The sequence below is a fragment of the Caballeronia sp. S22 genome (assembly GCF_964261745.1).
In the GTDB taxonomy this organism is placed as follows: Bacteria; Pseudomonadota; Gammaproteobacteria; order Burkholderiales; family Burkholderiaceae; genus Caballeronia; species Caballeronia jiangsuensis.
In genome coordinates this window covers 666,180-692,847 of record NZ_OZ180035.1, presented here as the reverse complement: position 1 = coordinate 692,847, position 26,668 = coordinate 666,180, and the positions used below count along the sequence as shown (strand labels likewise).

Annotated in this window: 13 protein-coding genes and 5 pseudogenes; 7 read left to right on the top strand and 11 right to left on the bottom strand. The window is 61.5% G+C overall.

The window, feature by feature from the left end; genetic code table 11:
- Positions 1 to 2: 2 nt before the first annotated feature.
- Positions 3 to 1,130 (bottom strand): YadA family autotransporter adhesin, encoded by a 1,128-nt coding sequence (locus tag ACEN42_RS03275; RefSeq protein WP_371881057.1) that lies wholly within the window; start codon positions 1,128 to 1,130, stop codon positions 3 to 5.
- Here ACEN42_RS03275 and ACEN42_RS03270 point away from each other — a divergent pair.
- Positions 1,090 to 2,064, top strand: a complete 975-nt coding sequence (locus tag ACEN42_RS03270; RefSeq protein ID WP_371880612.1) for a hypothetical protein — start codon at positions 1,090 to 1,092, stop codon at positions 2,062 to 2,064. The two genes, ACEN42_RS03275 and ACEN42_RS03270, sit on opposite strands and share 41 nt — an antisense overlap.
- Here the strand turns inward: ACEN42_RS03270 and ACEN42_RS03265 are convergent.
- Positions 2,055 to 7,121 (bottom strand): annotated as a pseudogene (locus ACEN42_RS03265) (beta strand repeat-containing protein); the annotation flags it as partial. The gene ACEN42_RS03270 and the pseudogene ACEN42_RS03265 sit on opposite strands and share 10 nt — an antisense overlap.
- A 112-nt stretch (positions 7,122 to 7,233) precedes the next feature.
- Between ACEN42_RS03265 and ACEN42_RS03260 the strand changes: the two are divergent.
- The 4 genes from ACEN42_RS03260 to ACEN42_RS03245 all read left to right on the top strand — a co-directional run bounded on the left by ACEN42_RS03260 (position 7,234) and on the right by ACEN42_RS03245 (position 8,862).
- Positions 7,234 to 7,992, top strand: coding sequence for a hypothetical protein (locus ACEN42_RS03260; RefSeq protein WP_371880611.1), 759 nt, complete (start codon positions 7,234 to 7,236; stop codon positions 7,990 to 7,992).
- 51 nt (positions 7,993 to 8,043) lie between these two features.
- On the top strand, positions 8,044 to 8,394 hold the full coding sequence (locus tag ACEN42_RS03255) for a hypothetical protein (RefSeq protein WP_371880610.1): 351 nt from the start codon (positions 8,044 to 8,046) through the stop codon (positions 8,392 to 8,394).
- 48 nt (positions 8,395 to 8,442) lie between these two features.
- On the top strand, positions 8,443 to 8,640 hold the full coding sequence (locus ACEN42_RS03250; protein WP_371880609.1) for a hypothetical protein: 198 nt from the start codon (positions 8,443 to 8,445) through the stop codon (positions 8,638 to 8,640).
- Between the two features lie 87 nt (positions 8,641 to 8,727).
- Positions 8,728 to 8,862, top strand: coding sequence for a hypothetical protein (locus tag ACEN42_RS03245; RefSeq protein ID WP_371880608.1), 135 nt, complete (start codon positions 8,728 to 8,730; stop codon positions 8,860 to 8,862).
- A 1,049-nt stretch (positions 8,863 to 9,911) separates the two neighbouring features.
- On the opposite strand, the pseudogene ACEN42_RS03240 reads toward ACEN42_RS03245, so the two are convergent.
- Positions 9,912 to 10,535 (bottom strand): annotated as a pseudogene (locus ACEN42_RS03240) (ESPR domain-containing protein); the annotation flags it as partial.
- Between the two features lie 521 nt (positions 10,536 to 11,056).
- On the bottom strand, positions 11,057 to 12,178 hold the full coding sequence (locus tag ACEN42_RS03235; RefSeq protein WP_371880607.1) for a YadA family autotransporter adhesin: 1,122 nt from the start codon (positions 12,176 to 12,178) through the stop codon (positions 11,057 to 11,059).
- On the opposite strand from ACEN42_RS03235, the gene ACEN42_RS03230 reads away from it, so the two are divergent.
- Positions 12,150 to 12,659 (top strand): hypothetical protein, encoded by a 510-nt coding sequence (locus tag ACEN42_RS03230; RefSeq protein WP_371880606.1) that lies wholly within the window; start codon positions 12,150 to 12,152, stop codon positions 12,657 to 12,659. The two genes, ACEN42_RS03235 and ACEN42_RS03230, sit on opposite strands and share 29 nt — an antisense overlap.
- A 52-nt stretch (positions 12,660 to 12,711) precedes the next feature.
- Positions 12,712 to 13,847, top strand: a pseudogene (locus tag ACEN42_RS03225) (IS3 family transposase); the annotation flags it as partial.
- A gap of 108 nt (positions 13,848 to 13,955) precedes the next feature.
- On the opposite strand, the gene ACEN42_RS03220 reads toward ACEN42_RS03225, so the two are convergent.
- From ACEN42_RS03220 to eda, 7 genes and pseudogenes are all read right to left on the bottom strand, one after another.
- Positions 13,956 to 16,943 carry a beta strand repeat-containing protein gene (locus tag ACEN42_RS03220; RefSeq protein WP_371881056.1) on the bottom strand — a complete coding sequence of 996 codons (2,988 nt, stop codon included), beginning with the start codon at positions 16,941 to 16,943 and terminating at the stop codon, positions 13,956 to 13,958.
- Between the two features lie 1,068 nt (positions 16,944 to 18,011).
- Positions 18,012 to 21,108, bottom strand: a pseudogene (locus ACEN42_RS03215) (beta strand repeat-containing protein); the annotation flags it as partial.
- 477 nt (positions 21,109 to 21,585) lie between these two features.
- A pseudogene (locus tag ACEN42_RS03210) lies at positions 21,586 to 21,642 on the bottom strand (ESPR-type extended signal peptide-containing protein); the annotation flags it as partial.
- A 388-nt stretch (positions 21,643 to 22,030) separates the two neighbouring features.
- Positions 22,031 to 23,158, bottom strand: coding sequence for a DUF2827 domain-containing protein (locus tag ACEN42_RS03205; protein WP_371880605.1), 1,128 nt, complete (start codon positions 23,156 to 23,158; stop codon positions 22,031 to 22,033).
- 46 nt (positions 23,159 to 23,204) lie between these two features.
- Positions 23,205 to 24,356 (bottom strand): DUF2827 domain-containing protein, encoded by a 1,152-nt coding sequence (locus ACEN42_RS03200; RefSeq protein WP_187606033.1) that lies wholly within the window; start codon positions 24,354 to 24,356, stop codon positions 23,205 to 23,207.
- Complete coding sequence (locus tag ACEN42_RS03195; RefSeq protein ID WP_309296208.1) at positions 24,353 to 25,513, bottom strand: DUF2827 domain-containing protein; 1,161 nt, start codon at positions 25,511 to 25,513, stop codon at positions 24,353 to 24,355. The genes ACEN42_RS03200 and ACEN42_RS03195 overlap by 4 nt, the downstream gene beginning before the upstream one ends.
- 494 nt (positions 25,514 to 26,007) lie before the next feature.
- Complete coding sequence (eda, locus tag ACEN42_RS03190; RefSeq protein ID WP_371880604.1) at positions 26,008 to 26,640, bottom strand: bifunctional 4-hydroxy-2-oxoglutarate aldolase/2-dehydro-3-deoxy-phosphogluconate aldolase; 633 nt, start codon at positions 26,638 to 26,640, stop codon at positions 26,008 to 26,010.
- Positions 26,641 to 26,668: the final 28 nt, after the last annotated feature.

Here is a 26,668-nt window from a genome sequence, read left to right as displayed (position 1 = left end):
CCTTACCACCGATACGACGCGTTGGCACCGTAGACCGTGCCGCTGCGGCTCGAACCCGCGCCGGCCTTCAGTACCAGGTTCTGGGTGACGCGCAGATTCAGTGCGACGGCTGCAGCCGCATAGCCCTGATACGTTGCACCGCCCACACCGACCGACATCAACTTGTCCTGATCGATGTTCGGGATCATCGCGAGGGCGGTGGCCGCCGCGATACCCGAGTAGGCGCTACGGCCCACTTCGGCGACCGCGCCTTGCATGCCGCTCACCATGCTGTCCGTGTAGCTGTTGGACTGCGCGACCGCATCGTTCAGTTGGTTGACGTTGACCAGATCCGTATCTTGCGTACCGATCGCCACGTTAGTGATCTGACGCTCGTGACCTGCTGAGCCGACCGAGACCGTGTTCGAACGATCCGCGACCGAGCTCGCACCCAGCGCGACCGAATCATCCGCGGTTGCATGGCTGCCCGCACCGATGGCTACCGCGCCAACACCGCTGGCGACCGCGCTTGCGCCGTGTGCAACCGAGTTCGCACCCGTTGCCTGAGCGTTCGTGCCGCTCGCCGTTGCATGCGTGCCGCTTGCGACTGCTGCTTCCGAAGCACGGTCACCGTCCGCGGCAAACATCGGGTCGTCTCCGACCGAGACATTGGCAACCTTACCGGCCAATGCGTCCAACTGGGCCTTGTTGATCAGGTCCGTCGGCGCAAGACCAGTAGAAACGCCGTGGATGACCGTGCCGTCCTTGCCCGCCAGCGTGATATTGCTGTAGTCGGTGCTTCCGTCCTTCAGCGTGTCGAACGTCACAGCCGTCTTCGGCTGGCCATTCGTGCCGTCCTTGTACAGGCTGGTTGCCTTCAACTGACCCACCGTCGCCACGTCGTCGTTGGCGATACCGTCGGCGATGTTCGTGATTTTCAGTTTGTCGGTCGAATTACCGAAGGACACGGTGTTCGCCTGATCCGCCACAGCGTTGGTCGCGAGCGCTACCGAGTTATCAGTTGTCGCACTAGCGTTACCGCCGATCGCGATCGAGTTCTTGCCAGTCGCCGAAGAGTCGGCCAGGACCGAGTTGGCGTGGAAGTACTTCATGCCCTCACCGTTGACCACGCTGCTCAGCGAGGTCGACATGCTCGTGACCCCACTGGCTACCGTGCTGATGCTCGTCGATATCGAGCTCAAGTTCGTCGACATCGAGCTCACGCCTGTGGACAGCGAACCAAGGCTCGTGGACATCGAAGTTGACAGCGAGCTGAAACCCGTCGACAGCGAGTTAATACCCGTCGACAGCGAGTTGACACCCGACGACACTGAGTCGATACCCGTCGACAGCGAGCTGGCACCCGTCGAACTCGACGTGGACAGCGAGCTGATGCCTGTGGACAGCGAGTTCACGCCCGTGGACAGCGAGCTGACCGCCGTGGAGGCCGAAGCCGACAGCGAGCTGACACTCGTGGACAGCGAGCTCACGCTCGTGGAGGCCGAAGTCGACAGCGAGCTGATGCCCGTCGACACCGAGTCGATACCCGTGGACAGCGAGCTGAGCGCCGTCGAGGCCGAAGCCGACAGCGAGCTGATCCCCGTGGACAGCGAGCTCACGCCCGTGGACAGCGAGCTGACCGCCGTGGAGGCCGAGCTCGACAGCGAGCTAATGCCTGCGGACAGCGAGCTGATGCCCGTGGACAGCGAGCTCACGCCCGTGGACAGCGAGCTGATCGCCGTCGAGCTCGACGCGGACAGCGAGCTGATGCCCGTGGACAGCGAGCTCACACCCGTGGACAACGAGCTGATGCTCGTGGAGGCCGACGCGGACAACGAGCTGATGCCCGTGGACAGCGAGCTCACACCCGTGGACAGCGAGCTGATGCCCGTGGAGGCCGAGCTCGACAGCGAGCTGACATTCGTGGACAGCGAGCTGACCGCCGTCGAGGTCGAACTCGACAGCGAGCTCACGCCTGTGGACAGCGAGCTGAGGCCCGTGGAGGTCGAAGCCGACAACGAGCTCATGCCCGTGGACAGCGAGTTGAGACCCATCGAGGTCGAAGCCGACAGCGAGCTCAACTGACCGAAGTTCACCGCGTCCGGATTCTCCGTGCCGTCAGCCACGTTCGTGAGCTTCACCGGCGCCGCGCCCGAGCCACCCAGCGTGATCTTCGAGTGCGAGGCGTCGTCGTAGATCACCGCGTTGGCCAGGCCCGTGGACAGCGAATTCACCGCCGTGGAGGCCGAACTCGACAGCGAGGTCAGACCCGTGGACAGCGAGCCAATGCCCGTGGAAGCCGACGCCGACAGCGAGCTCATCCCCGTGGACAGCGAATTCACGCCCGTGGACAGCGAGCTGATGCCCGTGGAGGTCGAAGCCGACAGCGAGCTGATGCCCGTGGAGGCCGACGCCGACAGCGAGTTCATACCGGTCGACAGCGAGCTGATGCCCGTCGAGGTCGACGCCGACAGCGAGCTGATACCCGTGGACAGCGAGCTGATGCCCGTGGAGGTCGAAGCCGACAGCGAGCTGATACCCGTCGACAGCGAGCTGAGGCCCGTGGAGGTCGACGCCGACAGCGAGCTGATACCCGTCGACAGCGAGCTGAGGCCCGTGGAGGTCGACGCCGACAACGAGCTGATGCCCGTGGACAGCGAGCTGAGGCCCGTGGAGGTCGAGGCCGACAGCGAGCTCACGCCCGTGGACAGCGAGTTGATGCCCGTGGAGGTCGAGCTCGACAGCGAGTTCATACCCGTGGACAGCGAGCTCACGCCTGCCGACAACGAACTCACGCCAGCGGAGAGCGAACTCACGCCGCTCGACAGCGAGCTAATACCCGTCGAGGTCGAGCTCGACAGCGAGTTCATACCCGTGGACAACGAGCTCACGCCTGCCGACAACGAGCTGATACCAGCCGAGAGCGAGCTCACGCCGCTCGACAGCGAGCTGATGCCCGTGGAGGTCGAAGCCGACAACGAGTTCATACCCGTGGACAGCGAACTCACGTTGGTCGACAGTGAGCTGATGCCAGCCGAGAGCGAGCTCACGCCGCTCGACAGCGAGCTGATGCCCGTCGAAGTCGAAGCCGACAACGAGCTCATACCCGTCGACAGCGAGTTCACGCCGGTGGACAGCGAGCTCACGTTGGTCGACAACGAACTGACGCTCGCCGACAACGAGCTCACGCCTGCGGAGAGCGAACTCACGCCTGCGGAGAGCGAACTCACGCCGCTCGACAGCGAACTCACGCCGCTCGACAGCGAGCTGATGCCCGTCGAGGTTGAGCTCGACAGCGAGTTCATACCCGTGGACAGCGAGCTCACGCCTGCCGACAGCGAGCTGATGCCTGCGGAGAGCGAGCTCACGCCGCTCGACAGCGAGCTGATGCCCGTGGAGGCCGAAGCCGACAGCGAGCTCATGCCCGTGGACAGCGAGCTCACACCTGCGGAGAGCGAGCTCACACCTGCGGAGAGCGAGCTCACGCCGCTCGACAGCGAGCTGATGCCCGTGGAGGTCGAGGCCGACAGCGAGCTCATGCCCGTGGACAACGAACTCACGCCGCTCGACAGCGAGCTGATGCCCGTGGAGGTCGAGGCCGACAGCGAGCTCATGCCCGTGGACAGCGAGCTCACGCCGCTCGACAGCGAGCTGATACCCGTGGAGGTCGAAGCCGACAGCGAGCTCATGCCCGTGGACAGCGAGCTCACGCCTGCGGACAGCGAGCTCACGCCGCTCGACAGCGAGCTGATGCCCGTCGAGGTCGATGCCGACAGCGAGCTCATGCCCGTGGACAGCGAGCTCACGCCTGCGGAGAGCGAGCTCACGCCTGCGGAGAGCGAACTCACGCCGCTCGACAGCGAGCTCATGCCCGTGGAGGTCGAGCTCGACAGCGAGCTCATGCCCGTGGACAGCGAGTTGATGCCCGTGGACATCGACGTGAAGCTGGAGGACAGCGAGTCGAAGTTACCGCTCGAGCTCGAGATGGCCGTCGACATCGAGTTGAAGCTCGTCGAGGTCGAGTTCGACAGCGAGCTCAACTGGCCGAAGTTCACCGCATCGGACTGGCTCGTGCCGTTCGCCACGTTCGTGAGCGTCACCGGCGAATGGCTTGAGCCACCCAGCGTGACCTTCGAGTGCGTGGCATCGTCGTACATCACCGCGTTGGCCAGGCCCGTGGACAGCGAGTTCACCGCCGTCGAGGTCGAGCTCGACAGCGAGCTGATACCCGTGGACAGCGAGTTCACGCCAACGGAGAACGAGCTCACGCCAACTGAGAGCGAGCTCATGCCCGTGGAGGTCGAAGCCGACAGCGAGCTGATGACCGTGGAGGTCGAAGCCGACAGCGAACTGATACCCGTGGACAGCGAACTGATGCTCGTGGAGGCCGAAGCCGACAGCGAGCTGATACCCGCGGACAGCGAGCTCATGCCCGTGGAGGTCGACGCCGACAGCGAGCTCATGCCCGTGGACAGCGAACTCACGCCCGTCGACAGCGAGCTGATGCCTGCGGAGAGCGAGCTGATGCTCGTCGAGGTCGAAGCCGACAGTGAGCTGATACCCGTGGACAGCGAGCTCACGCCAACGGAGAGCGAGCTCACGCCGCTCGACAGCGAGCTGATGCCCGCGGAGGTCGAGGCCGACAGCGAGCTCACGCCTGCGGAGAGCGAGCTCACGCCTGCGGAGAGCGAGCTGATGCCCGTGGACAGCGAGCTGATGCCTGTCGACAGCGAGCTGATGCCTGCGGAGGTCGAGGCCGACAGCGAGCTCACGCCTGCGGAGAGCGAACTCACGCCGCTCGACAGCGAGCTCATGCCCGTGGAGGTCGAAGCCGACAGCGAGCTCATGCCCGTGGACAGCGAACTCACGCCTGCGGAGAGCGAACTCACACCGCTCGACAGCGAGCTGATGCCCGTGGAGGTCGATGCCGACAGCGAGCTCACGCCTGCGGAGAGCGAGCTCACGCCTACAGAGAGCGAACTCACGCCGCTCGACAGCGAGCTCATGCCCGTGGAGGTCGAGCTCGACAGCGAGCTCATGCCCGTGGACAGCGAGTTGATGCCCGTGGACATCGACGTGAAGCTGGAGGACAGCGAGTCGAAGTTACCGCTCGAGCTCGAGATGGCCGTCGACATCGAGGTGAAGCTCGTCGAAGTCGAGTTCGACAGCGAGCTCAACTGGCCGAAGTTCACCGCATCGGACTGGCTCGTGCCGTTCGCCACGTTCGTGAGCGTCACCGGCGAATGGCTCGAGCCGCCCAGCGTGACCTTCGAGTGCGTGGCATCGTCGTACATCACTGCGTTGGCCAGGCCCGTGGACAGCGAGTTCACCGCCGTCGAGGTCGAGCTCGACAGCGAGCTGATACCCGTGGACAGCGAGTTCACGCCAACGGAGAGCGAGCTCACGCCAACTGAGAGCGAGCTCATGCCCGTGGAGGTCGAAGCCGACAGCGAGCTGATGACCGTGGAGGTCGAAGCCGACAGCGAACTAATACCCGTGGACAGCGAACTGATGCTCGTGGAGGCCGAAGCCGACAGCGAGCTGATACCCGCGGACAGCGAGCTCATGCCCGTGGAGGTCGACGCCGACAACGAGCTCATGCCCGTGGACAGCGAGCTCACGCCCGTCGACAGCGAGCTGATACCCGTGGAGGTCGAGGCCGACAGCGAGCTCATGCCCGTGGACAGCGAGCTCACGCCGCTCGACAGCGAACTGATACCCGTGGAGGTCGAAGCCGACAGCGAGCTCATGCCCGTGGACAGCGAGCTCACGCCTGCGGAGAGCGAACTCACGCCGCTCGACAGCGAGCTCATGCCCGTGGAGGTCGAGGCCGACAGCGAGCTCACGCCTGCGGAGAGCGAGCTCACGCCTACAGAGAGCGAACTCACACCGCTCGACAGCGAGCTCATGCCCGTGGAGGTCGAGCTCGACAGCGAGCTCATGCCCGTGGACAGCGAGTTGATGCCCGTGGACATCGACGTGAAGCTGGAGGACAGCGAGTCGAAGTTACCGCTCGAGCTCGAGATAGCCGTCGACATCGAGGTGAAGCTCGTCGAGGTCGAGTTCGACAGCGAGCTCAACTGGCCGAAGTTCACCGCATCGGACTGGCTCGTGCCGTTCGCCACGTTCGTGAGCGTCACCGGCGAATGGCCCGAGCCACCCAGCGTGACCTTCGAGTGCGTGGCATCGTCGTACATCACCGCGTTGGCCAGGCCCGTGGACAGCGAGTTCACCGCCGTCGAGGTCGAGCTCGACAGCGAGCTGATACCCGTGGACAGCGAGTTCACGCCAACGGAGAGCGAGCTCACGCCAACCGACAGCGAGCTCATGCCCGTGGAGGTCGAAGTCGACAGCGAGCTCATGCCCGTGGACAGCGAGCTGATGCCCGTGGAGGCCGACGCCGACAGCGAGCTCATGCCCGTGGACAGCGAGCTCACGCCGGCCGACAGCGAGCTCACACCGCTCGACAGCGAGCTGATGCCCGTCGAGGTCGAGGCCGACAGCGAGCTCATGCCTGCGGACAGCGAGCTGATACCCGTGGAGGCCGACGCCGACAGCGAGCTCATGCCGCTAGACAACGAACTGAGACCCGTCGAAGCGGACGCAGACAGCGAACTGATGCTCGTCGAAATCGAGTTCGACAGCGAGCTCAGACCCGTCGACAGCGAGCTGATGCCCGTCGAAGTAGACGCCGACAGCGAGCTCATGCCCGTCGACAGCGAGCTCATGCCCGTGGACAGCGAACTCACCCCGGCCGACAGAGAACTCACGCCCGTCGAGAGCGAACTCATGCTGGTCGACGTGGAAACCGACAGCGAGCTCAAGCCCGACGACAAGGAGGTGATGCCGGTCGAGACCGATGTCGACAGCGAGCTCAGACCCGTCGACAGCGAGCTGATACTGCTTGAGGTCGAACCCGACAGCGAGCTCAGACCCGTGGACAGCGAACTCGCCGTCGTGGAAGTCGAGATGGAGAGGCTGTTCAGACTGCTGTTGGTCGTGCTCAGACCCGTCGACAGCGAGTTGACGCTGCTCGACGCCGACACGGACAACGACGTGATCACTTCAGGACCTGATGTCGACAGAACGGTCGACAGCGAGTCGAACCCCGTCGAAATGGAGGTCGACAGCACGCTCAACTGGCCGAAGTTCACCGCGTCGAGCGGGCTCGTGCCGTCCGCCACGTTCGTCAGCGTCACCGCCGGCTTGCCGGAGCCACCCAGCGTGATCTTCGAATGAGCAGAGCTGTCATACATGACCGCGTCTTTGACCACGGTAGAAAGACCGCCGACGGTGCTGTTCGCGGTATCCAGGCCTGTCGACAGAACACTCACGTTGCTATCGGTCGTGCTCAGTCCCGTCGACAGCGAATTCGCCGCAGCGCTCAGGCCGCTCACCGTCGAGTTGACCGAATCGAGCGATGTCGACACGCTCGCGGTTCGACCGTTGACCGCGCCGAGACCGGTCGACAGCGTCGCGATGCCCGTCGAGGCGGAAGTCGACAACGTGTTCAAACCGGTGGAGAGCGTCGTGACCTTGCTGTTGGTCGTGCTGAGGCCGGTTGAAAGTGAACTGACCGCCGTGAAGACGGTGCTCAGTTCGGTCGACAGCGTGCCGGTACTGCTTTGCAGCCCAGTCACAGCGGTGGTGACCGTGCTCAACCCGCTCGAGACGCTCGCGACCGAACTATCCACCGTGCCCAGATTGGTCGAGAGATTACTGGCCGCGCTGTTGGTCATGCTCAGTGCGGTCGAGACCGAGTCGATGCCTGTCGATGCGGAACTGGACAACGAGCCCATGCCAGTCGACAAGCTGTCTACGATGTTCGTGGTGGTGCTCAATCCGGTCGAGAGGCTATCTGCTTTGCCACCGACCGTGCTGAGGCTTCCGGAAAGCGTACTCACCACGCTATTGGTCGTGCTCAGGCCCGTGGAAAGACCGCTCACCGACGAAGACAGCGAGCTGACGGTGCTGTTGGTCGTGCTCAGGCCGCTCGCCACGCTCGCCACCTGATTATTGGCCGTGCTTAGACCCGTGGACAACGAAGTCACATTGCTGTTAATCGTGCCTAGACCCGTCGAAAGACTGGTCACGCGGCTGGTCACGCTATTGAGCGATGTGGAAAGCGACGTGACGCCCGTCGACGTCGACGCCGACAGCGAATTCAGATTCGTGGAAAGCGTATTGACGTTCCCTTTGGTCAAATTCGAAGCGGTCGAAAGATTGTCGGCGCGCGTGGCGACGGTGCTCAGGCTCGCCGAAACAACACCAACCACACTGCTGGTCGTGCTCAGGCCCGTGAACAGCGCGTTCACAGTATTGGACTGGCTCGCCAGCGAGCTGTTGGCCGTGTTCAAACCCGTCGACATCGAATTCGTCGCGCTGTTGAGCGTGCTGACGCTGCTCGACAGCTGACTGACCGTGCTCAGCGTCGTGTTGACGCCAGTCGACATCGAGCCGACCGTGGACGACATGCTACCGACCGTGCTCACGGTCGTGCTGACGCTACCGGCCAGCCCCGCAACGGCACTGTCCGTATTCGCGAGACCAGGCGCGAGCGGGATAATTGCGTCGTTCGTCGTGCTCAGGCCGGTTGCGAGCGTATCCACGCTGCTTTTCGCCGTGCTCAGGCCGGTGGAAACGGATGCGACGCCCATGTAAGCGGACGTCGACAGTGAGTTCAGGCTCGAGGAGAGCGTGTTGACCGTGTTGCTGGCTGTGCCGACGTTGGTCGACAGCTGACTCACCGTGGAATTGGCCGTGCCCACGCCGCTCGAAAGCGAGTCCATCGACGTGGCGGCCGTGCCGAATCCGCTGGACAGGCTGGTCAGCGTGCTATTGGTCGTGCTCAGGCCGCCCGTTGTCGTGGCGACGGCGCCCTGAGTCGTACTCAGGCCCGTCGCAAGGGAGTTGACGCTCGTAGCGGCGGAACTGGACAAGGTATCCATGTTTGTCGAGAGCGTCGCAGCCTGGCTGTTCGCTGCGCTCAGACTTGTCGACAAACTGTTGACGTTGCTGTTGGTCGTGCTCAGGCCGGTCGACAGCGAACTCACCGCGCTGTTAGCCGTGCTCAGACCCGTCGACAGCGAATTCGCCGCGATATTGGCCGTGCTCAGGCCAACCGACAGCAAGTTCGTGGTGCCGAGCCCGCTCGACATGCTTGCCACCGCGCTGCTGACAGTGCTCAGACTGCCAGAGAAACCGCCCACTGCGCTATTCGCCGCGCTCAGACTGAGCGATACGCTGCCCACCCCGGTCAGCACCCCAGATTCGACTGTCGAGAGAGCTGCCGCAGAAGTCGAAACAGAATTCAACGCCGGAGACAGCGTGCTCACCGCGCCCTGGGTCGTGCTCAGTCCCGAGGAAAGGCTCGTGACCTGGCTGACGATCGTGCTCGCCGAGCTCGAGAGACTGCTGACTTTGGCTGTGGTCGTACTTACGCTCGTAGACAGGCCGGATACGGTGCTACTGAGCGAGCCGACGCCGATGGCGAGCGCGGCAGCGGTTGTGGAAACCGAACCCAGCCCGGTGGAAAGCGTTGAGAGGCCCGAGCTTTGGGACGACGAGAGCGACGTGACACCCGTCGAAATAGAGACGGACAGCGAGTTGAGATTCAAATCACTGCTGCTAATGGACGCACCCATCCCATTCGCCATCGAGGCAGAGTTGGCGATGGAACTGCCCAGCGTGCTCGCCACCGTCGACAGACTCTGCGACATGGAACTGAACGCCGTGGACAGCGAGTTCAGGCCGGGCGCAGGATCCTTCGTGAGCTGCGTGCTCAACGAGTTCACCATGGTCGAGGCGCTAGAAGACAGCGACGTCCAAAGGCCCGGGATCGGCGCCATAGCCGTTGATAACGTTGTGATTCTGGAGGAAGTCGATATTGAGACGCTTTGGAGCGCTGTCGAGACCGACGTCGACACGGAGAAGAGCTGGCTGCCATTGATCGCATCGAGACTACCGCCCACTATCGCGCCATTGCTCACGTTCGTTAATTTGCTTCCCGAGAATGAAATTACGCTCGAGTTGAAAGTAAGCGTCTTATTCGCGACGAGTCCCATTTGGATGGTACTGTAGAGATAAAGACCAGTTCCGGTTGCCTTGGCCCCGGTCGGAATGTAATTGGGCATGACTTCGCCGTCGCCAGCATTAACGGTGAAGGAAATTGGCCAATAAGTCGTGCTGCCGCCATTGCCATTCTCCGCCATGTAGCAATTAGCCCCTAGGCTACCCACGGCCGTGGTGCTACTCATCCCGTATCCGTATCCAGGGGTGCCTAAACATGTAGCGATCGACGGGGAGTTCCAATCCACGACGGCGTAAGCTGGCGCTGCCCCCCCGGTAAAACCGAATAGTGCCGCCACGGAGGCGCCAAGTCCGGCCGCCAAACGCGTCCTCTTTAACGGCATTTCCCCTGCCGCAACCTCTTCCAGGTCAACCGCCCCGCGGCCTACGCTGTCAGACGCCTGCTTACCACGAGCCATCGCCGTTTCGGCAACCGCGACAAACGTTCCTACACTCTCATTCCAAATACTGCGGTATGACTTATTCATAAACCGATTGACTCACTTCGTGCAAAGCGGCGCTTGCAGAAAGAAAAAAGGAAACACCTTTGACTGCGACACAGAATATGCCAACGCGTATGTGACCTGAAGCGGACATATCCTAAAACCCGCAAGCCTCCACGATCGCTAAATTCGGGAATTATCTGATTGCGAACTACCTGTGCTCGCACAATCAAACGATTGGCCAGCAATCCACTAGCGCGACTCATTTACACTTTTCGAATGCCATCAACATAACGGGACGCACTCGCACGTTCACTTGGAACCATCCTGCCCGTCGCTTACCTGACGTCTGCTTTGAAAGTAAAAATGCGATATATATACAAAACATATATATCGCAGGAATTGTTGGGTTTATTGCCCTTGTGAAGTCCCGAGCCGTTAATGGAACCAGGGCACGGCTGAATCATTGCACCGGCTGAACCCATGAATCGTGATTCAGAGTCTGGGCGATCGCACAACCGAACGACCGCCCAGACACGCTGACTTCCTACTTCAGACGACCTGTCTTACCACTGGTACGCAGCGCCGGCGCCGTACACGTTGCCATTGCCGCTGATACCCGCGCCCGCCTTCATCTTCAGGTTCTGCGTGATGCGCACGTTCACACCGAGGGCCGATGCACCGTAGCCCTGATAGCCAGCACCACCCACGCCAACCGCGATGACCTTGTCCTTGTCGACTTCAGGAATCATCGACAAGGCCGTCGCCGCAGCAACACCCGAGTAAGCCTTGCGCTGAACATCGGTGATCGCGTTTTGCAGTTGACCCACGCGCAAGTCGGTATAGGAATTGGCTTGCGTCGTTGCCTGATTCAACTGGTTCACGTTCACGGCATCCGTGCCTTGCGTACCGGCGGCCACGTTGGTGATCTGACGCTCGCCACCCGCCGAGCCGATCGACACCGTGTCCGCACGATCCGCCGTCGCGTTCTGGCCCAGCGCAACGGAGTTATCCGCTGTCGCCCGGCTGCCTGCGCCGACGGCCGTCGCACCGTTGCCGCTGGCGACCGCGCCTGCACCGTTCGCGACAGAGTTCGCGCCCGTTGCCTGTGCGTTCGCGCCGCTTGCCACTGCGTGCGTACCGCTCGCCTTGGCTGCTTCCAGCGCGCGATCACCGTCTGCGGCGAACATCGGGTTCGAGCTGACAGACAAGTTGGTGATCGCGTCGGTCACCTTGCCCAACTGACGCATGTTCACTGCATCCGTCGCGGCCGTGCCGTCAGCAACGTTGTGGATAGCCGTGCCCGAGGTGTCGTTACCCAACGTGATGCCGCTGTAGTTGGTCGTGCCGTCCTTGTTGACGTCGTACGTCACGGCAGTGCGCGCCTCGCCGTCCGGGCCAAGCAGACCGGTCTTCTTCAACTGGCCAACCGTCGCGGCATCGGTATCGGCGACACCATCGGCCACGTGCGTCAGACGAAGGTTGGGGCCGCTTCCGCCTCCGAACGACACGGTGTTCTCCTCGTTCGCTACCGAGTTGTTACCGATCGCCACGGAGTTGATTGCGTTAGCCTGAGCGTTGCTGCCGATCGCGATCGAGTTCACGCCCTTCGCTTGCGAGTCAGGCGCGTTTTCGTCAATGTTGGCGTGGAAGTACTTGATGCCCTTGCCGCCGCTGATCGAACTCAACGATGTCGAAATGCTCGAAATGTCGTTGATCACAGTGCTGACCGTGGTCGAGATCGAGTTGATTCCCGTCGATATCGAGTTAATGCCCGTGGACAGCGAACTGATGCTCGTGGACGTCGAGGTCGACAGCGAGCTGAAACCCGTCGACAGCGAGCTGATACCCGTCGACAGCGAGCTAATGCCCACGGACAACGAACTCACACCTGTGGACAGCGAGCTGATCGCCGTCGAGGTTGAGGTCGACAGCGAGCTCATACCGGTAGACAGCGAGTTCACACCCGTGGACAGCGAGCTGACCGCCGTGGAGGCCGAGCTCGACAGCGAGCTGACACTCGTGGACAGCGAGCTCACGCTCGTGGAGGCCGAAGTCGACAGCGAGCTGATGCCCGTCGACACCGAGTCGATACCCGTGGACAGCGAGCTGATCGCCGTCGAGGCCGAAGCCGACAGCGAGCTGATACCCGTGGACAGCGAGCTCTGAGATTGACCCGCCAAAACGGACACCTATCCTTTAGGAAAAAGGGGGTGCCAAAATGGGCAAGCATCGAGCACCGTACCCGGCGGAGTTCCGGGCTCACATCGTCGAGCTGGTGAAGGCGGGGCGAACACCCGAGGAGCTAGCGCGAGAGTTCGAGCCTAGTGTGCAGACGATAATCAACTGGGTGGCGCAGGCGGATATTGACGCCGGCGTGCGTCAGGAGGGGTTGACCACGGCTGAGCGCCAAGAACTCACCCGTTTGCGCCGCGAGAATCGGCAATTGAAGACGGAGCGCGACATTCTCTCTCACGCTGCAGCCTGGTTCGCCCGCGAGACAGGAGCCGTATCCTCGAAGGATACGGATTCATGAGAGCGAATCAGGCCCGTTGGCCCGTTGCCACGATGGCCCGGCTGCTGGGAGTCTCGACCAGCGGCTACTACGCGTGGCTGGTGCGGGAGCCATCAAAGCGGTCACGTAGCGATGCTCAACTACTGACGCGCATTCGTACGTTGCATGCGAGTTCACGAGGTACGTATGGGGCGCCGCGCATCCATGCGCAACTTGCGCGCGAGGGAGTGCACGTGGGACGCAAACGAGTCGCGAGCCTGATGCGCATCGCGGACCTACGGGGAGCAAGCCGACGGCGCTGGCCACGTACAACGCGCCAGCGTGCCGGGGCACGGCGCGCGCCGGACCTCGTGCGCCGGCACTTCAATGCGGAAGGGCCCAACATACTGTGGGTCGCAGATGCCACCTACATTCCGACAACAGAAGGCTTTCTCTTTCTGGCTGTGGTGCTTGATGTCTTCAGCCGGCGCATCGTCGGCTGGGCGATGTCGAACCACTTGTACACCGAACTGATGTTGCGCGCGCTCGACATGGCCCTCCAGCAGCGACGTCATGAGGGCGTGATTTTGCATTCCGACCAGGGGGCCCAATACACATCCATCGCCTTTGGGCGACGCTGCCGCGAAGCCGGCGTGCAGCCGTCGATGGGTACAGCCGGCGACGCGTACGACAATGCGATGTGCGAATCCTTCTTTGGGACACTTGAAGCAGAGCTCCTGTCGCGCGAACACTTCGCGACCCATGAACAAGCACGGAGGCGCATCTTCTCCTTCTTGGAAGGCTGGTACAACGTACGCCGCCTGCATAGCAGCATCGGCTATTGTTCGCCGCTCGAATTCGAAAACCTGAGCGCGAAGACAAAAACCGCATCACCCTACGAGTTGTCCACCGACGGGCAGCGTCGTGGTCGTGAGAAGCGACCCGCTGCCCGTCCGTGGACAACTCGCGACTCAACGCTTAAGGGAGGCCGGACCACGACAAATCTTTAACTGCAAATCTGTCCGTCGGACCGGGTCAATCTCACTCACGCCCGTGGACAGCGAGCTGACCGCCGTGGAAGCCGAGCTCGACAGCGAGCTAATGCCTGCGGACAGCGAGCTGATGCCCGTGGACAGCGAGCTCACGCCCGTGGACAGCGAGCTGATCGCCGTGGAGCTCGACGCGGACAGCGAGCTGATGCCCGTGGACAGCGAGCTGATGCCCGTGGACAGCGAGTTGATGCTCGTGGAGGCCGACGCGGACAACGAGCTGATGCCCGTGGACAGCGAGCTCACACCCGTGGACAGCGAACTGATGCCCGTGGAGGCCGAGCTCGACAGCGAGCTGACATTCGTGGACAGCGAGCTGACCGCCGTCGAGGTCGAACTCGACAGCGAGCTCACGCCTGTGGACAGCGAGCTGAGGCCCGTGGAGGTCGATGCCGACAGCGAGCTCATGCCTGTGGACAGCGAGTTGAGACCCATCGAGGTCGAAGCCGACAGCGAGCTCAACTGACCGAAGTTCACTGCGTCCGGATTCTCCGTGCCGTCAGCCACGTTCGTGAGCTTCACCGGCGCCGCGCCCGAGCCACCCAGCGTGATCTTCGAGTGCGAGGCGTCGTCGTAGATCACCGCGTTGGCCAGGCCCGTGGACAGCGAATTCACCGCCGTGGAGGCCGAACTCGACAGCGAGATCAGACCCGTGGACAGCGAGCCAATGCCCGTGGAAGCCGACGCCGACAGCGAGCTCATCCCCGTGGACAGCGAATTCACGCCCGTGGACAGCGAGTTGATGCCCGTGGAGGCCGAAGCCGACAGCGAGCTGATGCCCGTGGAGGCCGAGGCCGACAGCGAGTTCATACCGCTCGACAGCGAGCTGAGGCCCGTGGAAGCCGAGGCCGACAGCGAGTTCATACCCGTGGACAGCGAGCTGATGCCCGTGGAGGCCGACGCCGACAGCGAGCTGATACCCGTGGACAGCGAGCTGAGGCCCGTGGAGGTCGACGCCGACAGCGAACTGATACCCGTGGACAGCGAGCTGAGGCCCGTGGAGGTTGACGCCGACAACGAGCTGATGCCCGTGGACAGCGAGCTGAGGCCCGTGGAGGTCGAGGCCGACAGCGAGCTCACGCCCGTGGACAGCGAGTTGATGCCCGTGGAGGTCGAGCTCGACAGCGAGTTCATACCCGTGGACAGCGAGCTCACGCCTGCCGACAACGAGCTCACGCCAGCGGAGAGCGAACTCACGCCGCTCGACAGCGAGCTAATACCCGTCGAGGTCGAGCTCGACAGCGAGTTCATACCCGTGGACAGCGAGCTCACGCCTGCCGACAACGAGTTGATACCAGCCGAGAGCGAGCTCACGCCGCTCGACAGCGAGCTGATGCCCGTCGAGGTTGAGTTCGACAGCGAGCTCATACCCGTGGACAGCGAACTCACGTTGGTCGACAGTGAGCTGATGCCAGCCGAGAGCGAGCTCACGCCGCTCGACAGCGAGCTGATGCCCGTCGAGGTCGAAGCCGACAACGAGTTCATACCCGTGGACAGCGAGCTCACGCCTGCGGAGAGCGAACTCACGCCGCTCGACAGCGAGCTGATGCCCGTCGAAGTCGAAGCCGACAGCGAGTTCATGCCCGTGGACAGCGAGCTCACGTTGGTCGACAGCGAACTCACGCCTGCGGAGAGCGAACTCACGCCAGCCGAGAGCGAACTCACGTTCGTGGACAGCGAGCTCACGCCAGCCGAGAGCGAGCTCACGCCACTCGACAGCGAGCTGAGGCCCGTGGAGGTCGAGCTCGACAGCGAGTTCATACCCGTCGACAGCGAGCTCACGCCTGCGGAGAGCGAACTCACGCCAGCCGAGAGCGAGCTCACGCCGCTCGACAGCGAGCTGATGCCCGTCGAAGTCGAAGCCGACAACGAGCTCATACCCGTCGACAGCGAGTTCACGCCCGTGGACAGCGAGCTCACGTTGGTCGACAACGAACTGACGCTCGCCGACAACGAGCTCACGCCTGCGGAGAGCGAACTCACGCCTGCGGAGAGCGAACTCACGCCGCTCGACAGCGAGCTCACGCCGCTCGACAGCGAGCTGATGCCCGTCGAGGTTGAGCTCGACAGCGAGTTCATACCCGTGGACAGCGAGCTCACGCCTGCCGACAGCGAGCTGATGCCTGCGGAGAGCGAGCTCACGCCGCTCGACAGCGAGCTGATGCCCGTGGAGGCCGAAGCCGACAGCGAGCTCATGCCCGTGGACAGCGAGCTCACACCTGCGGAGAGCGAGCTCACACCTGCGGAGAGCGAGCTCACGCCGCTCGACAGCGAGCTGATGCCCGTGGAGGTCGAGGCCGACAGCGAGCTCATGCCCGTGGACAACGAACTCACGCCGCTCGACAGCGAGCTGATGCCCGTGGAGGTCGAGGCCGACAGCGAGCTCATGCCCGTGGACAGCGAGCTCACGCCGCTCGACAGCGAGCTGATACCCGTGGAGGTCGAAGCCGACAGCGAGCTCATGCCCGTGGACAGCGAGCTCACGCCTGCGGACAGCGAGCTCACGCCGCTCGACAGCGAGCTGATGCCCGTCGAGGTCGATGCCGACAGCGAGCTCATGCCCGTGGACAGCGAGCTCACGCCTGCGGAGAGCGAACTCACGCCGCTCGACAGCGAGCTCATGCCCGTGGAGGTCGACGCCGACAGCGAGCTCATGCCCGTGGACAGCGAGTTGATGCCCGTGGACATCGACGTGAAGCTGGAGGACAGCGAGTCGAAGTTACCGCTCGAGCTCGAGATGGCCGTCGACATCGAGGTGAAGCTCGTCGAGGTCGAGTTCGACAGCGAGCTCAACTGGCCGAAGTTCACCGCATCGGACTGGCTCGTGCCGTTCGCCACGTTCGTGAGCGTCACCGGCGAATGGCTTGAGCCACCCAGCGTGACCTTCGAGTGCGTGGCATCGTCGTACATCACCGCGTTGGCCAGGCCCGTGGACAGCGAGTTCACCGCCGTCGAGGTCGAGCTCGACAGCGAGCTGATACCCGTGGACAGCGAGCTCACGCCAACCGAGAGCGAGCTCACGCCAACTGAGAGCGAGCTCATGCCCGTGGAGGTCGAAGCCGACAGCGAGCTGATGACCGTGGAGGTCGAAGCCGACAGCGAACTGATACCCGTGGACAGCGAACTGATGCTCGTGGAGGCCGAAGCCGACAGCGAGCTGATACCCGCGGACAGCGAGCTCATGCCCGTGGAGGTCGACGCCGACAGCGAGCTCATGCCCGTGGACAGCGAACTCACGCCCGTCGACAGCGAGCTGATGCCTGCGGAGAGCGAGCTGATGCTCGTCGAGGTCGAAGCCGACAGTGAACTGATACCCGTGGACAGCGAGCTCACGCCAACGGAGAGCGAGCTCACGCCGCTCGACAGCGAGCTGATGCCCGTGGAGGTCGACGCCGACAGCGAGCTCATGCCCGTGGACAGCGAACTCACACCTGCGGAGAGCGAGCTGATGCCCGTGGACAGCGAGCTGATGCCTGTGGACAGCGAGCTGATACCCGTGGAGGTCGACGCCGACAGCGAGCTCATGCCCGTGGACAGCGAGCTTACGCCGGCCGACAGCGAGCTCACACCGCTCGACAGCGAGCTGATGCCCGTCGAGGTCGAGGCCGACAGCGAGCTCATGCCTGCGGAGAGCGAGCTGATACCCGTGGAGGCCGACGCCGACAGCGAGCTCATGCCGCTAGACAACGAGCTGAGACCCGTCGAAGCGGACGCAGACAGCGAACTGATGCTCGTCGAAGTCGAGTTCGACAGCGAGCTCAGACCCGTCGACAGCGAGCTGATGCCCGTCGAAGTGGACGCCGACAGCGAGCTCATGCCCGTCGACAGCGAGCTCATGCCCGTGGACAGCGAACTCACCCCGGCCGACAGAGAACTCACGCCCGTCGAGAGCGAACTCATGCTGGTCGACGTGGAAACCGACAGCGAGCTCAAGCCCGACGACAAGGAGGTGATGCCGGTCGACGCCGATGTCGACAGCGAGCTCAGACCCGTCGACAGCGAGCTGATACTGCTTGAGGTCGAACCCGACAGCGAGCTCAGACCCGTGGACAGCGAGCTCGCCGTCGTGGAAGTCGAGATGGAGGCTGTTCAGACTGCTGTTGGTCGTGCTCAGACCCGTCGACAGCGAGTTGACGCTGCTCGACGCCGACACGGACAACGACGTGATCACTTCAGCGCCAGCAGTCGACAGAACGGTCGACAGCGAGCCGAACCCTGTCGACACGGAGGCCGAAAGCACGCTCAACTGGCCGAAGTTCACCGCGTCGAGCGGGCTCGTGCCGTCCGCCACGTTCGTCAGCGTCACCGCCGGCTTGCCGGAGCCGCCCAGCGTGATCTTCGAATGAGCAGAGCTGTCATACATGACCGCGTCTTTGACCACGGTAGAAAGACTGCCGACGGTGCTATTCGTCGTGCTCAAACGTGTCGACAGGACACCCACGTTGCTATTGGTCGTGCTTAGTCCGGTCGACAGCGTGTTCACCGAACTCGAAAGCGCGGTGACATTGCTGTTGACCGTGCTGAAGCCGGTCGACAGGCTGGTGATTGCGCTGTTCGCCGTGCTGAGGCCAGAAGACAGGGAGTTGACGCCAGTCGACACCGACGTGGAAAGCGTTGCCTGGCTGGTCGAGAGGCCATCGACAGTGCTGTTGGTCGTGCTCAGGCCCGCCGACAGCGAATTCACGACGCTGCCGGTCGTGCTCAAACCTGTCGAGAGCGAGCCCACCGTGGAGGACAGGCTCGTGACCGTGCTGTTGGTCGTGCTCAGACCCGTCGACAGGCTACCGACCTTGCTGTTGGTCGTGCTCAGGCCCGTCGACAGGCTGCTGACCGTGCTGTTGGTCGTGCTCAGACCCGTCGACAGCGAGGTGATGCCTGTAGAGGCTGAAGTCGAGAGCGTGCTGAGACCCGCCGACAGGCTGGTGACCTTGCTGCTGGCGGCGCTCAGGCCCGTGGACAGACTGTCCACCTTACTGCCCGTAGTGCTGAGGCCGGTTGAAAGGCTGCTGACCGTGGTGTTGGTCGTGCTCAGACCCGTCGACAGCGTACTCACCGAGTTCGAGAGCGTGTTCACTGTGCTATTGGTCGTGCTCAGACCTGTCGACAGGCTGCCAACGTTGCTATTGGTGGTGCTCAGACCCGTCGACAACGAATCAACCTTGCCGCCGGCCGTGCTCAAACCGCTCGAAAGGCTGTCAACGTTGCTGCTTGCCGTGCTCAGACCGCTCGACAACGAAGTGACACCCGTCGAGGTGGACATCGACAAAGAATTCAGACCGGTGGAGAGTGTACTCACCGTGCTATTCGTCGTGCTCAGGCCCGTCGACAAGCTATCCACTTTGCTCGAGGTCGAGCTAAGGCCGGTGGACAGACTGCTGACCACGGTGTTGGTCGTGCTTAGACCCGTTGACAGCGAACCGACGCTGCTCGACAGGCTGGTGACGTTGCTGTTGGTCGTGCTCAGACCGGTCGACAGGCTGTCGACCTTGCCGCTGGCCGTGCTCACGCCGGTCGACAGCGAATTGACTGTATTGTTGGTCGTGCTCAGCGCTGTGGACATGCTGTTCACGCCGGTCGACATCCAGTTCACCATGCTGTTCGTGGTGCTCAACCCGGTCGACAGGGAACTGACGGTGCTCTTTGTGGTGCTCAAGCCGGTGGACAGCGAACTCACCGTGCTGTTGGTCGTGCTAAGACCCGTCGACAGACTGTTGACCGCGCCGTTGGTCGAACTCAGACCCGTCGACAGTGAGGCGATGCCTGTGGAAGCAGACGAAGAAAGCGAAGTGAGACCCGTGGACAAGCTCGTCACGGTGCTGCTGATCGTGCTCACGCCGGTTGAGAGCGAATTCACCGTGGCCGTGGTCGTACTCAGGCCCGATGAGAGGCTGCCTGCCTTGCTGTTGACGGTGCTCAGGCCCGTGGAAAGGCTGCCCGCCATGCTGTTCGCGGTGCTGAGACCCGTGGAGAGGCTACCGATGCCGCTGTTGGCGGTACTCAGTCCCGTCGAGAGGGAATTGACGCCCGTCGACATCGATGCCGACAACGTCGAAAGGTTACTCGACAAGCTGGTGACCTTGCTGCTCGTGGTGCTCAGGCCTGTGGACAGGCCGGATACCGTACTGTTGGTCGCACTCAGGCCAGTCGACAGCGAACTCACCGCGCCGCTGGTGGCACTCAGGCCAGTCGACAGCGAGCTCACCGTGCTGTTGGTTGTGCTCAAGCCAGTCGACAGCGAGCTCACCGCGCTGATGGTCGTGCTCAAGCCGGTCGACAGCGAGCTCACCGCGCTGGTGGCCGTGCTCACGCCCGAGGAAAGCGAATTTACGGTGCTGTTGGTCGTGCTCAGGCCAGTCGACAGCGAGCTAACCGCGCTGTTCGCTGTGTTCAGGCCAGTCGAGAGACTCGTTACGGAACCGGTCACGGTGCCGAGTCCCGTGGAAAGACTGCTTACCGAACTGTTGGTGGTGCTCAGGCTCGTGGAAAGAACGTTGACGGAGTTCTGCGTGGTACTCACGACGCTCGAAAGACTACCCACCGTGCCGGTGGTAGTACTAACAACCGTGGAAAGATTGTCAACCTTGCTCGACGCCGTGCTCACGCCGATGGAGAGGCTACTTACCACGCTGTTCGTCGTGCTCACGCCGGTCGAGAGCGAATTGATTCCGGCAGAAACCGACGTGGACAACGTGGTCAAGCCCGTGGAGGCCGAGGTAGAAAGGGAACTCAGGCTGGTGGACAGGCTCGTCACCTTACTGCTGGCAGTACTGACCGTGGTCGACATCGAGGCAACTGCCGTCGACACAGACGTCACCGTACCCGCTGTGCTCGTTGAAAGGCTGGTCCACGCCGTCGAAATCGAGTTGAGCCCGGTCGACGCGCTGGTCGAGACGGAGTTCAAGCCCGTAGACAACGAAGTCACCGCGGTGGACATGCTCGACGTCGCGTTAACCACGCCCGTGGACATGGAACTGACCGCCACGGACATTGAGTCGAAACCGAACGAGATCGACGAGATCGTCGTACTTACCGACGCAGACAAGCTGAACAACTGCCCACCGTTCACGGCATCCATGCTGGACGCATTAATCGATCCAATCCCAACGTTGCTCAGCGTGCGATTGCTGAATGAGATCGTGGGAGCATTGAACATGATAATGCCCTGTGTCTGCAGGACCATGTTTCCATCAGCGCCCACCCTGATGTAGTTGTTGGAGTCGCCCTCTAGCAAGACACCGCTAAAATTCGGGCCCAAGAAGCTCGCCGCACAATCGGTCGTCCCGGCCCCGAATCCAGTAGCGTTAAAGCCGTTACTTGATGGACTTGATCCACTTGAGCAGGCTGAGAAACTGGCGCCACCCGCCGCCCAGGCACTCGAACTGCCAAGCAGTAGAGCAGCGGAAGCGCCAACGCCAACCGCCGCAAGCAAGGCAAGCTTCGGGCCAGTGTCTCTGCCCTTACGGACGAACGCGTCAAGGGCTTCTTGACCGCCTTCCGGGTCGCATACCGCGCCGCCAGAACTCTTTTTGCCACGCGCCATCGAGGTCTCCGCGACCGCGACAAACGTCCCTACCTTCTCATTCCAGATACTGCGGTATGACTTATTCATAAACCGAATTGACCCACAAAAAAACGATCGTCTTTTACAAAACAAAAAAGGAAGCACCTTTGACCACGGCACAGAATATTCGGGAGCACAACGTCAATGAAGCGGACATGTCCTAAATTCAATAGACCGCAGCATCTGTGCAGCAAAACTGCGACACATTTTTTAGGATAAAACTTATTTACGGCGGTTAATTTGCATAACTTACTATTTGACTAATAAATCTCTGCTCTCGGTTCGCCAGATTCACAATTTCCCAATGAATCCGGCAAAAAAGGTGAATCGCTTTATTACGAAGCGGGTCCGCGAAGAACAAAATGCGCCATGTCTGATCGTCCGATCAGACATGGCGCATAGACAACTTTGAACGGTTGCTTAGAAAAACGTCGGTCTAGCGCATCGGCTTTTTGATGAGTGCGTCGAGCAATCCGGTGTAGCCACCGACCAGGGCAGCATTATCCGGCAGATAACGCGCGATCAGCGAACGCTGCTTATCCCGATATTGTGCGAGCTGCGAATCGTGTTGGTCGATGGCCTCGACGACCCGTCGCGCGCCGTCGTTCACGTCGTTATCCTTATAGTAGTAACCGAGATCCGTGCACAACGTGGCGTTGTGAACCAGCGGATATCCCTGCCAGCACACTTCCAGATAAAAATAGTTCAGCGGATTTTCCCACTGGTGCGACACGATGATGTCCGTGTTCTCGGCCAGAAACGTCGGCGTGTCGAAGCGGCCGAGAAACACCGCCTTGTGATTGCGCACGATATCCAGTTGGTTCATCAGCGCGATGAACTCACGACACTCTGTGGCGAGGTGTTGCGCGTTCGTCACCTGAAGCAACTGAATGTCGTTCGGCCGCTCTCGATACGCCATTTCCGCGATCATCGTCGGATAAAGACAGAATTTCACAACATTGATGTTCGGCTCCATCACGCTCAGGCGACGCGGTCCCGCTTTCGGCTGATACTCGCCCGAACGCGGTAACGACGCGGTGCGAGCGTTGAGGAACATCGGGCTCCAGATAAACGGCACGACCTGCGCCGTCTGACGACGCATCACCTCGAAATACGGCGCGCTGATGTTCGCTACCTGCGGAATCATCCAGATGTCGTCGTAGCGCTGGTTCACGAACAGGTTGTCGCCGAAGCTCGGCTTGTTGAACAGAATCGATTCCATCGCATGGACGTATTCGAAACCGCAGCAATACGAAACGAGGCGCGCGCCGCGTTGCTTCAGATATTCCGTAGCGTTCGAATCGATCTGACCGCCGAGCTCGATCAGCACGTCGATATTGTCTTTCGCGCCATCGAAAGTGACTGTGGGCCAGCGCTCCAGGTCCCACGGCAGTTGCTTCGTGATTGCCACATGTGTCGTATTGACGAGCACGACGCTCTCGACGTTCGGACAGTTCTTAAGTGCTTCAGCGAGAAAGACCGCGTTCTGCTTGATACCGTTGTTCCACAGCGTCTCGGCCTCGTGAAACAGACCGATGGTGATGCCAATTCGCAGCTTTTTCATTCCAAGTAACTCCATTGCCTTGCAGCAAAATGCCTGAATCTCGAACTCACGCTCTCGCGTAGACCGCTTCGATCGCCTCGGTATACGTCCGCACGTTTTGTTCGTTTTCCGGATCGAGCGTGTGAAGGAACTTCTTCGCCGTCGCGCGGTAACTGTCGAGATTGGCGTCATGCTCGGCAAAGGCGCGAAGCAACGCGCGACCACCCTCTTCGCAATCGAAATCGTGATAGCGGTATCCGCAGTCACCGATCAGATGCGAGTTGTGGATCAGCGGATAGCCGCCGTAGAGCGCCTCGTAATACACATAGTTCTGCGGGTTTTCCCACTGATGACTGACCACCGCGTCGACGGCACTCGGCACGATCTGAGCGAACGGAAAACGCCCTTCAAAATTGCCAAGGCCGTGCTTCACGTAATCGAGGCTCTGCGCGAAGCCTGCGAACGCCGCGTGATCCTTCAGCTTGAACGTGTTGTACGCCCACACACGTTCGAGCATGTCCGGATTCTCGCGATGCGCCACATCGCAAGACAGCATCGGAATGTAGCTCGTTTTCACCATGCAGACGTTGGGCTCGAAAATGCCCACTCGCCAGCGGCGGCGACCGGGCTGATAACCGAACTTCAGCCCGTTCGGCAGCTTCGCGGCTTCGCGGTCGAGGACGACTGGGCTCCACAGGTGCGGCATGAGCTTGACGGGCGCACGAAACAGCGTTTCAAAGTACGGTTTGCAGCTGACTTCGTATTCCGGCAGCGTCCAGACTTCATCGTAAGGCGCACCCGAAACGAGCAGCGCGTGCTGAAGGTTGAACACCATGCGTTCGATGTCGATGACGTAGTCGTTGCCCACGCGCATCGTAATGATCTTGCCGCCGCGCTCGCGGAACTTTACCGACCATTCCTTGTTGAGCTGCGCGCTCATTTCGATCATCACGTCGAGCTTCGACTGCGCCGTTTCCATGTCGATGAGCGGCACCGGCGAATCGGAAAGGAAGCGCTTCGCGTCTTCAGGACCACCGTCGCCGCCGCCCGTTACCAGATAGGTCGACTTCACGCGCGGCGAGCGCATCAACAACATCACGAGATAAAGACAATTCTGAAAAATGCCGTTTTCCCAAAGCGATTGCTCGCCCTTGCGGATGTAAATGGAAACGCCGACATTGATCCGCTCCGGCATGCGGGACTTGCTTTGCTTGTTCATACGCCTACCTCGAGCTTGCTTCCCTGGCAAAGATTGATCAACCGGTCTGCGAACGCATCCAGGTTTGCTTGATTGAACGGATTCACCGTATCGATGACGCGCTGCGCGTTCGCGCGATATGCATCCAGATTGCTGTCGTGCTCGTGGAAGGCGCGCAGCAATTGACGACCCCCCTCTTGCGCGTCGAATCCCGGGAAGTAGTAGCCCGCGTCCTTGAGCCACGGCGAGTTATGGATCAGCGGATAACCGCCGTAGAGCACATCGAGATACAGATAATTCTGGTCGTTGCCCCATTGATGCGACACGACTGCATCGGCGTATTGCGCCATGAAACCGGCGATGTCGTTGCGGCCGTGGAACGTCGCCTTGGAATCCTTTACGAGATCCAGCGAGTTGGCCATGTACATGAGCGTCGGGTGATCCTTCATGTGCATCGAATTGAGCACATGCATGGCTGATACGCTCGAACGATCCGCACGATAGGCTTCCTCGCAGGCGAGCATCGGAATGCTCGACGTTTTCACCACCGAAATATTCGGCTCGAACATTGCAACCCGAAAACCTTGCGGCTGGATGGCCGGCTGCGCCGACGCGTCCGAGCGGCGCTCATAGCCGTAGCGCAGACCATGCTCTTCGACCTCCGCGATACGCTTTTCGATGAACTGCGGATGCCAGATGAACGGAATGAGATGCACAGGGCAGCGATGCAGCGTACGCATCATCGGGACGGACAGACGGTCTTTCGACATCAGCCAGACCTGGTCGTAACGGTCCGGACGCATCACATGGACGGGCTTGTCAAACACCGGCGCCTCCACGAGTCCGACGTATGGCTGGCCGCAGCAGTAATACGCGACTTTCTTGCCACGCGCGCGCATCAGATCGAGCCATTGCGTGTCGAGCGCGCCGCCCATTTCGAAGATGACGTCGACGGCATCGGTCGCATCCGGAGTGCGCATGATGCGCAGGCCTTTCGACGCGGCGTCGACTTGCGGCGGCAATGCGTTCTGGTCGCCCACGTCGATCAGTGAAACGCTCTCGACGAAAGGAAGCTTCTGAAGTGCTTCCGACAAAAAAATCACGTTCTGACCCAGGCCGTTCTGCCAGATGTTTTGGCCTTGATGCGTGACGACTGAAATTCCGACTCGAATGGTCATCGGATTGGCATCCTGAAAGAAGACGAAACTACGCTTTTGGAAAAAGAGGTTCCGCGGTAACTTGATCGCGGCGACCCGCAAGGACTAAGGCAGCGGGCGGCGTGGCGTTGCTGGACATATGCAGCAGCGGCGGAAGTAAGGAGGTTTCACGCAAAGTGCGCTGAAATTTCCTAATTGAAACGCTTCCGCGTCTTGATATATCGGGGAACTTCTGAAACCTAAATATATAGAAGAAGCGTTGAAATTCCCAGCACATCCAAGACAATTGAGAACCTTCTTATCTCAGTCTTAAAGAAATTCAAACCGTCTTAATCGCCGTGATTTTTGCAATTCGAATTAATCCGATTCGCAAAACAAAAAAATGGTGAGCGAACTCCGAGGCTTCAGGCAGAGCGAGTGAGGGAATAGAGTCGAACAGGAAATCAGGCCGAAAAAAAAGCGCGCCGGACCGCTCACACGGTCACGACGCGCCTTCTGATGCCAGGACGGAAAGCTTACCGGTGCGGCGCCAACTCGCTGGCTGCGCGTGCAAGACGCGTGACTTCTTCCCAGTTCTGCGCGGCGAGCGCGGACTTCGGCGTCAGCCAGGAACCGCCGACACACACCACATTCGGCTGCGCGAGAAAGTTGGACGCGGTTTCAGCCGTGATGCCGCCCGTCGGACAGAATTTCAGATTCGGGAACGGTCCGTAGAAAGCCTGCAGCATCGGAATGCCGCCCGCCTGTTGCGCCGGGAAGAACTTGACGATCTCGTAACCCAGTTCCATCGCGGCGATGATATCGCTCGGCGTCATTACGCCCGGCAGCAGCGGCAACCCTGCGTCCTGCGCGGCCTTGTGCATGTCCTTCGTGAGACCGGGCGACACCCCGAACTGCGCGCCCGCCTTCTTCGCCTGCGCGCAATGCTCGGGCTTTGTGATGGTGCCCACGCCGACGACGATATCGTCCGCCAACTGGCTCGCGCGCTCGATCGCGCCGATGCCCGCTGGCGTGCGCAGCGTGATTTCCAGCACTTTCACACCGCCCGCATGCAGCGCGCGCGACACCTGTTCACCTTGCTCGACCGTTTCGAACGCCAGCACCGGAATCACCGGGCCCAGACGCACGATTTCGCTTACCGATTTCATTTGATGCGACTCCTGTTTTTGGTGCGGC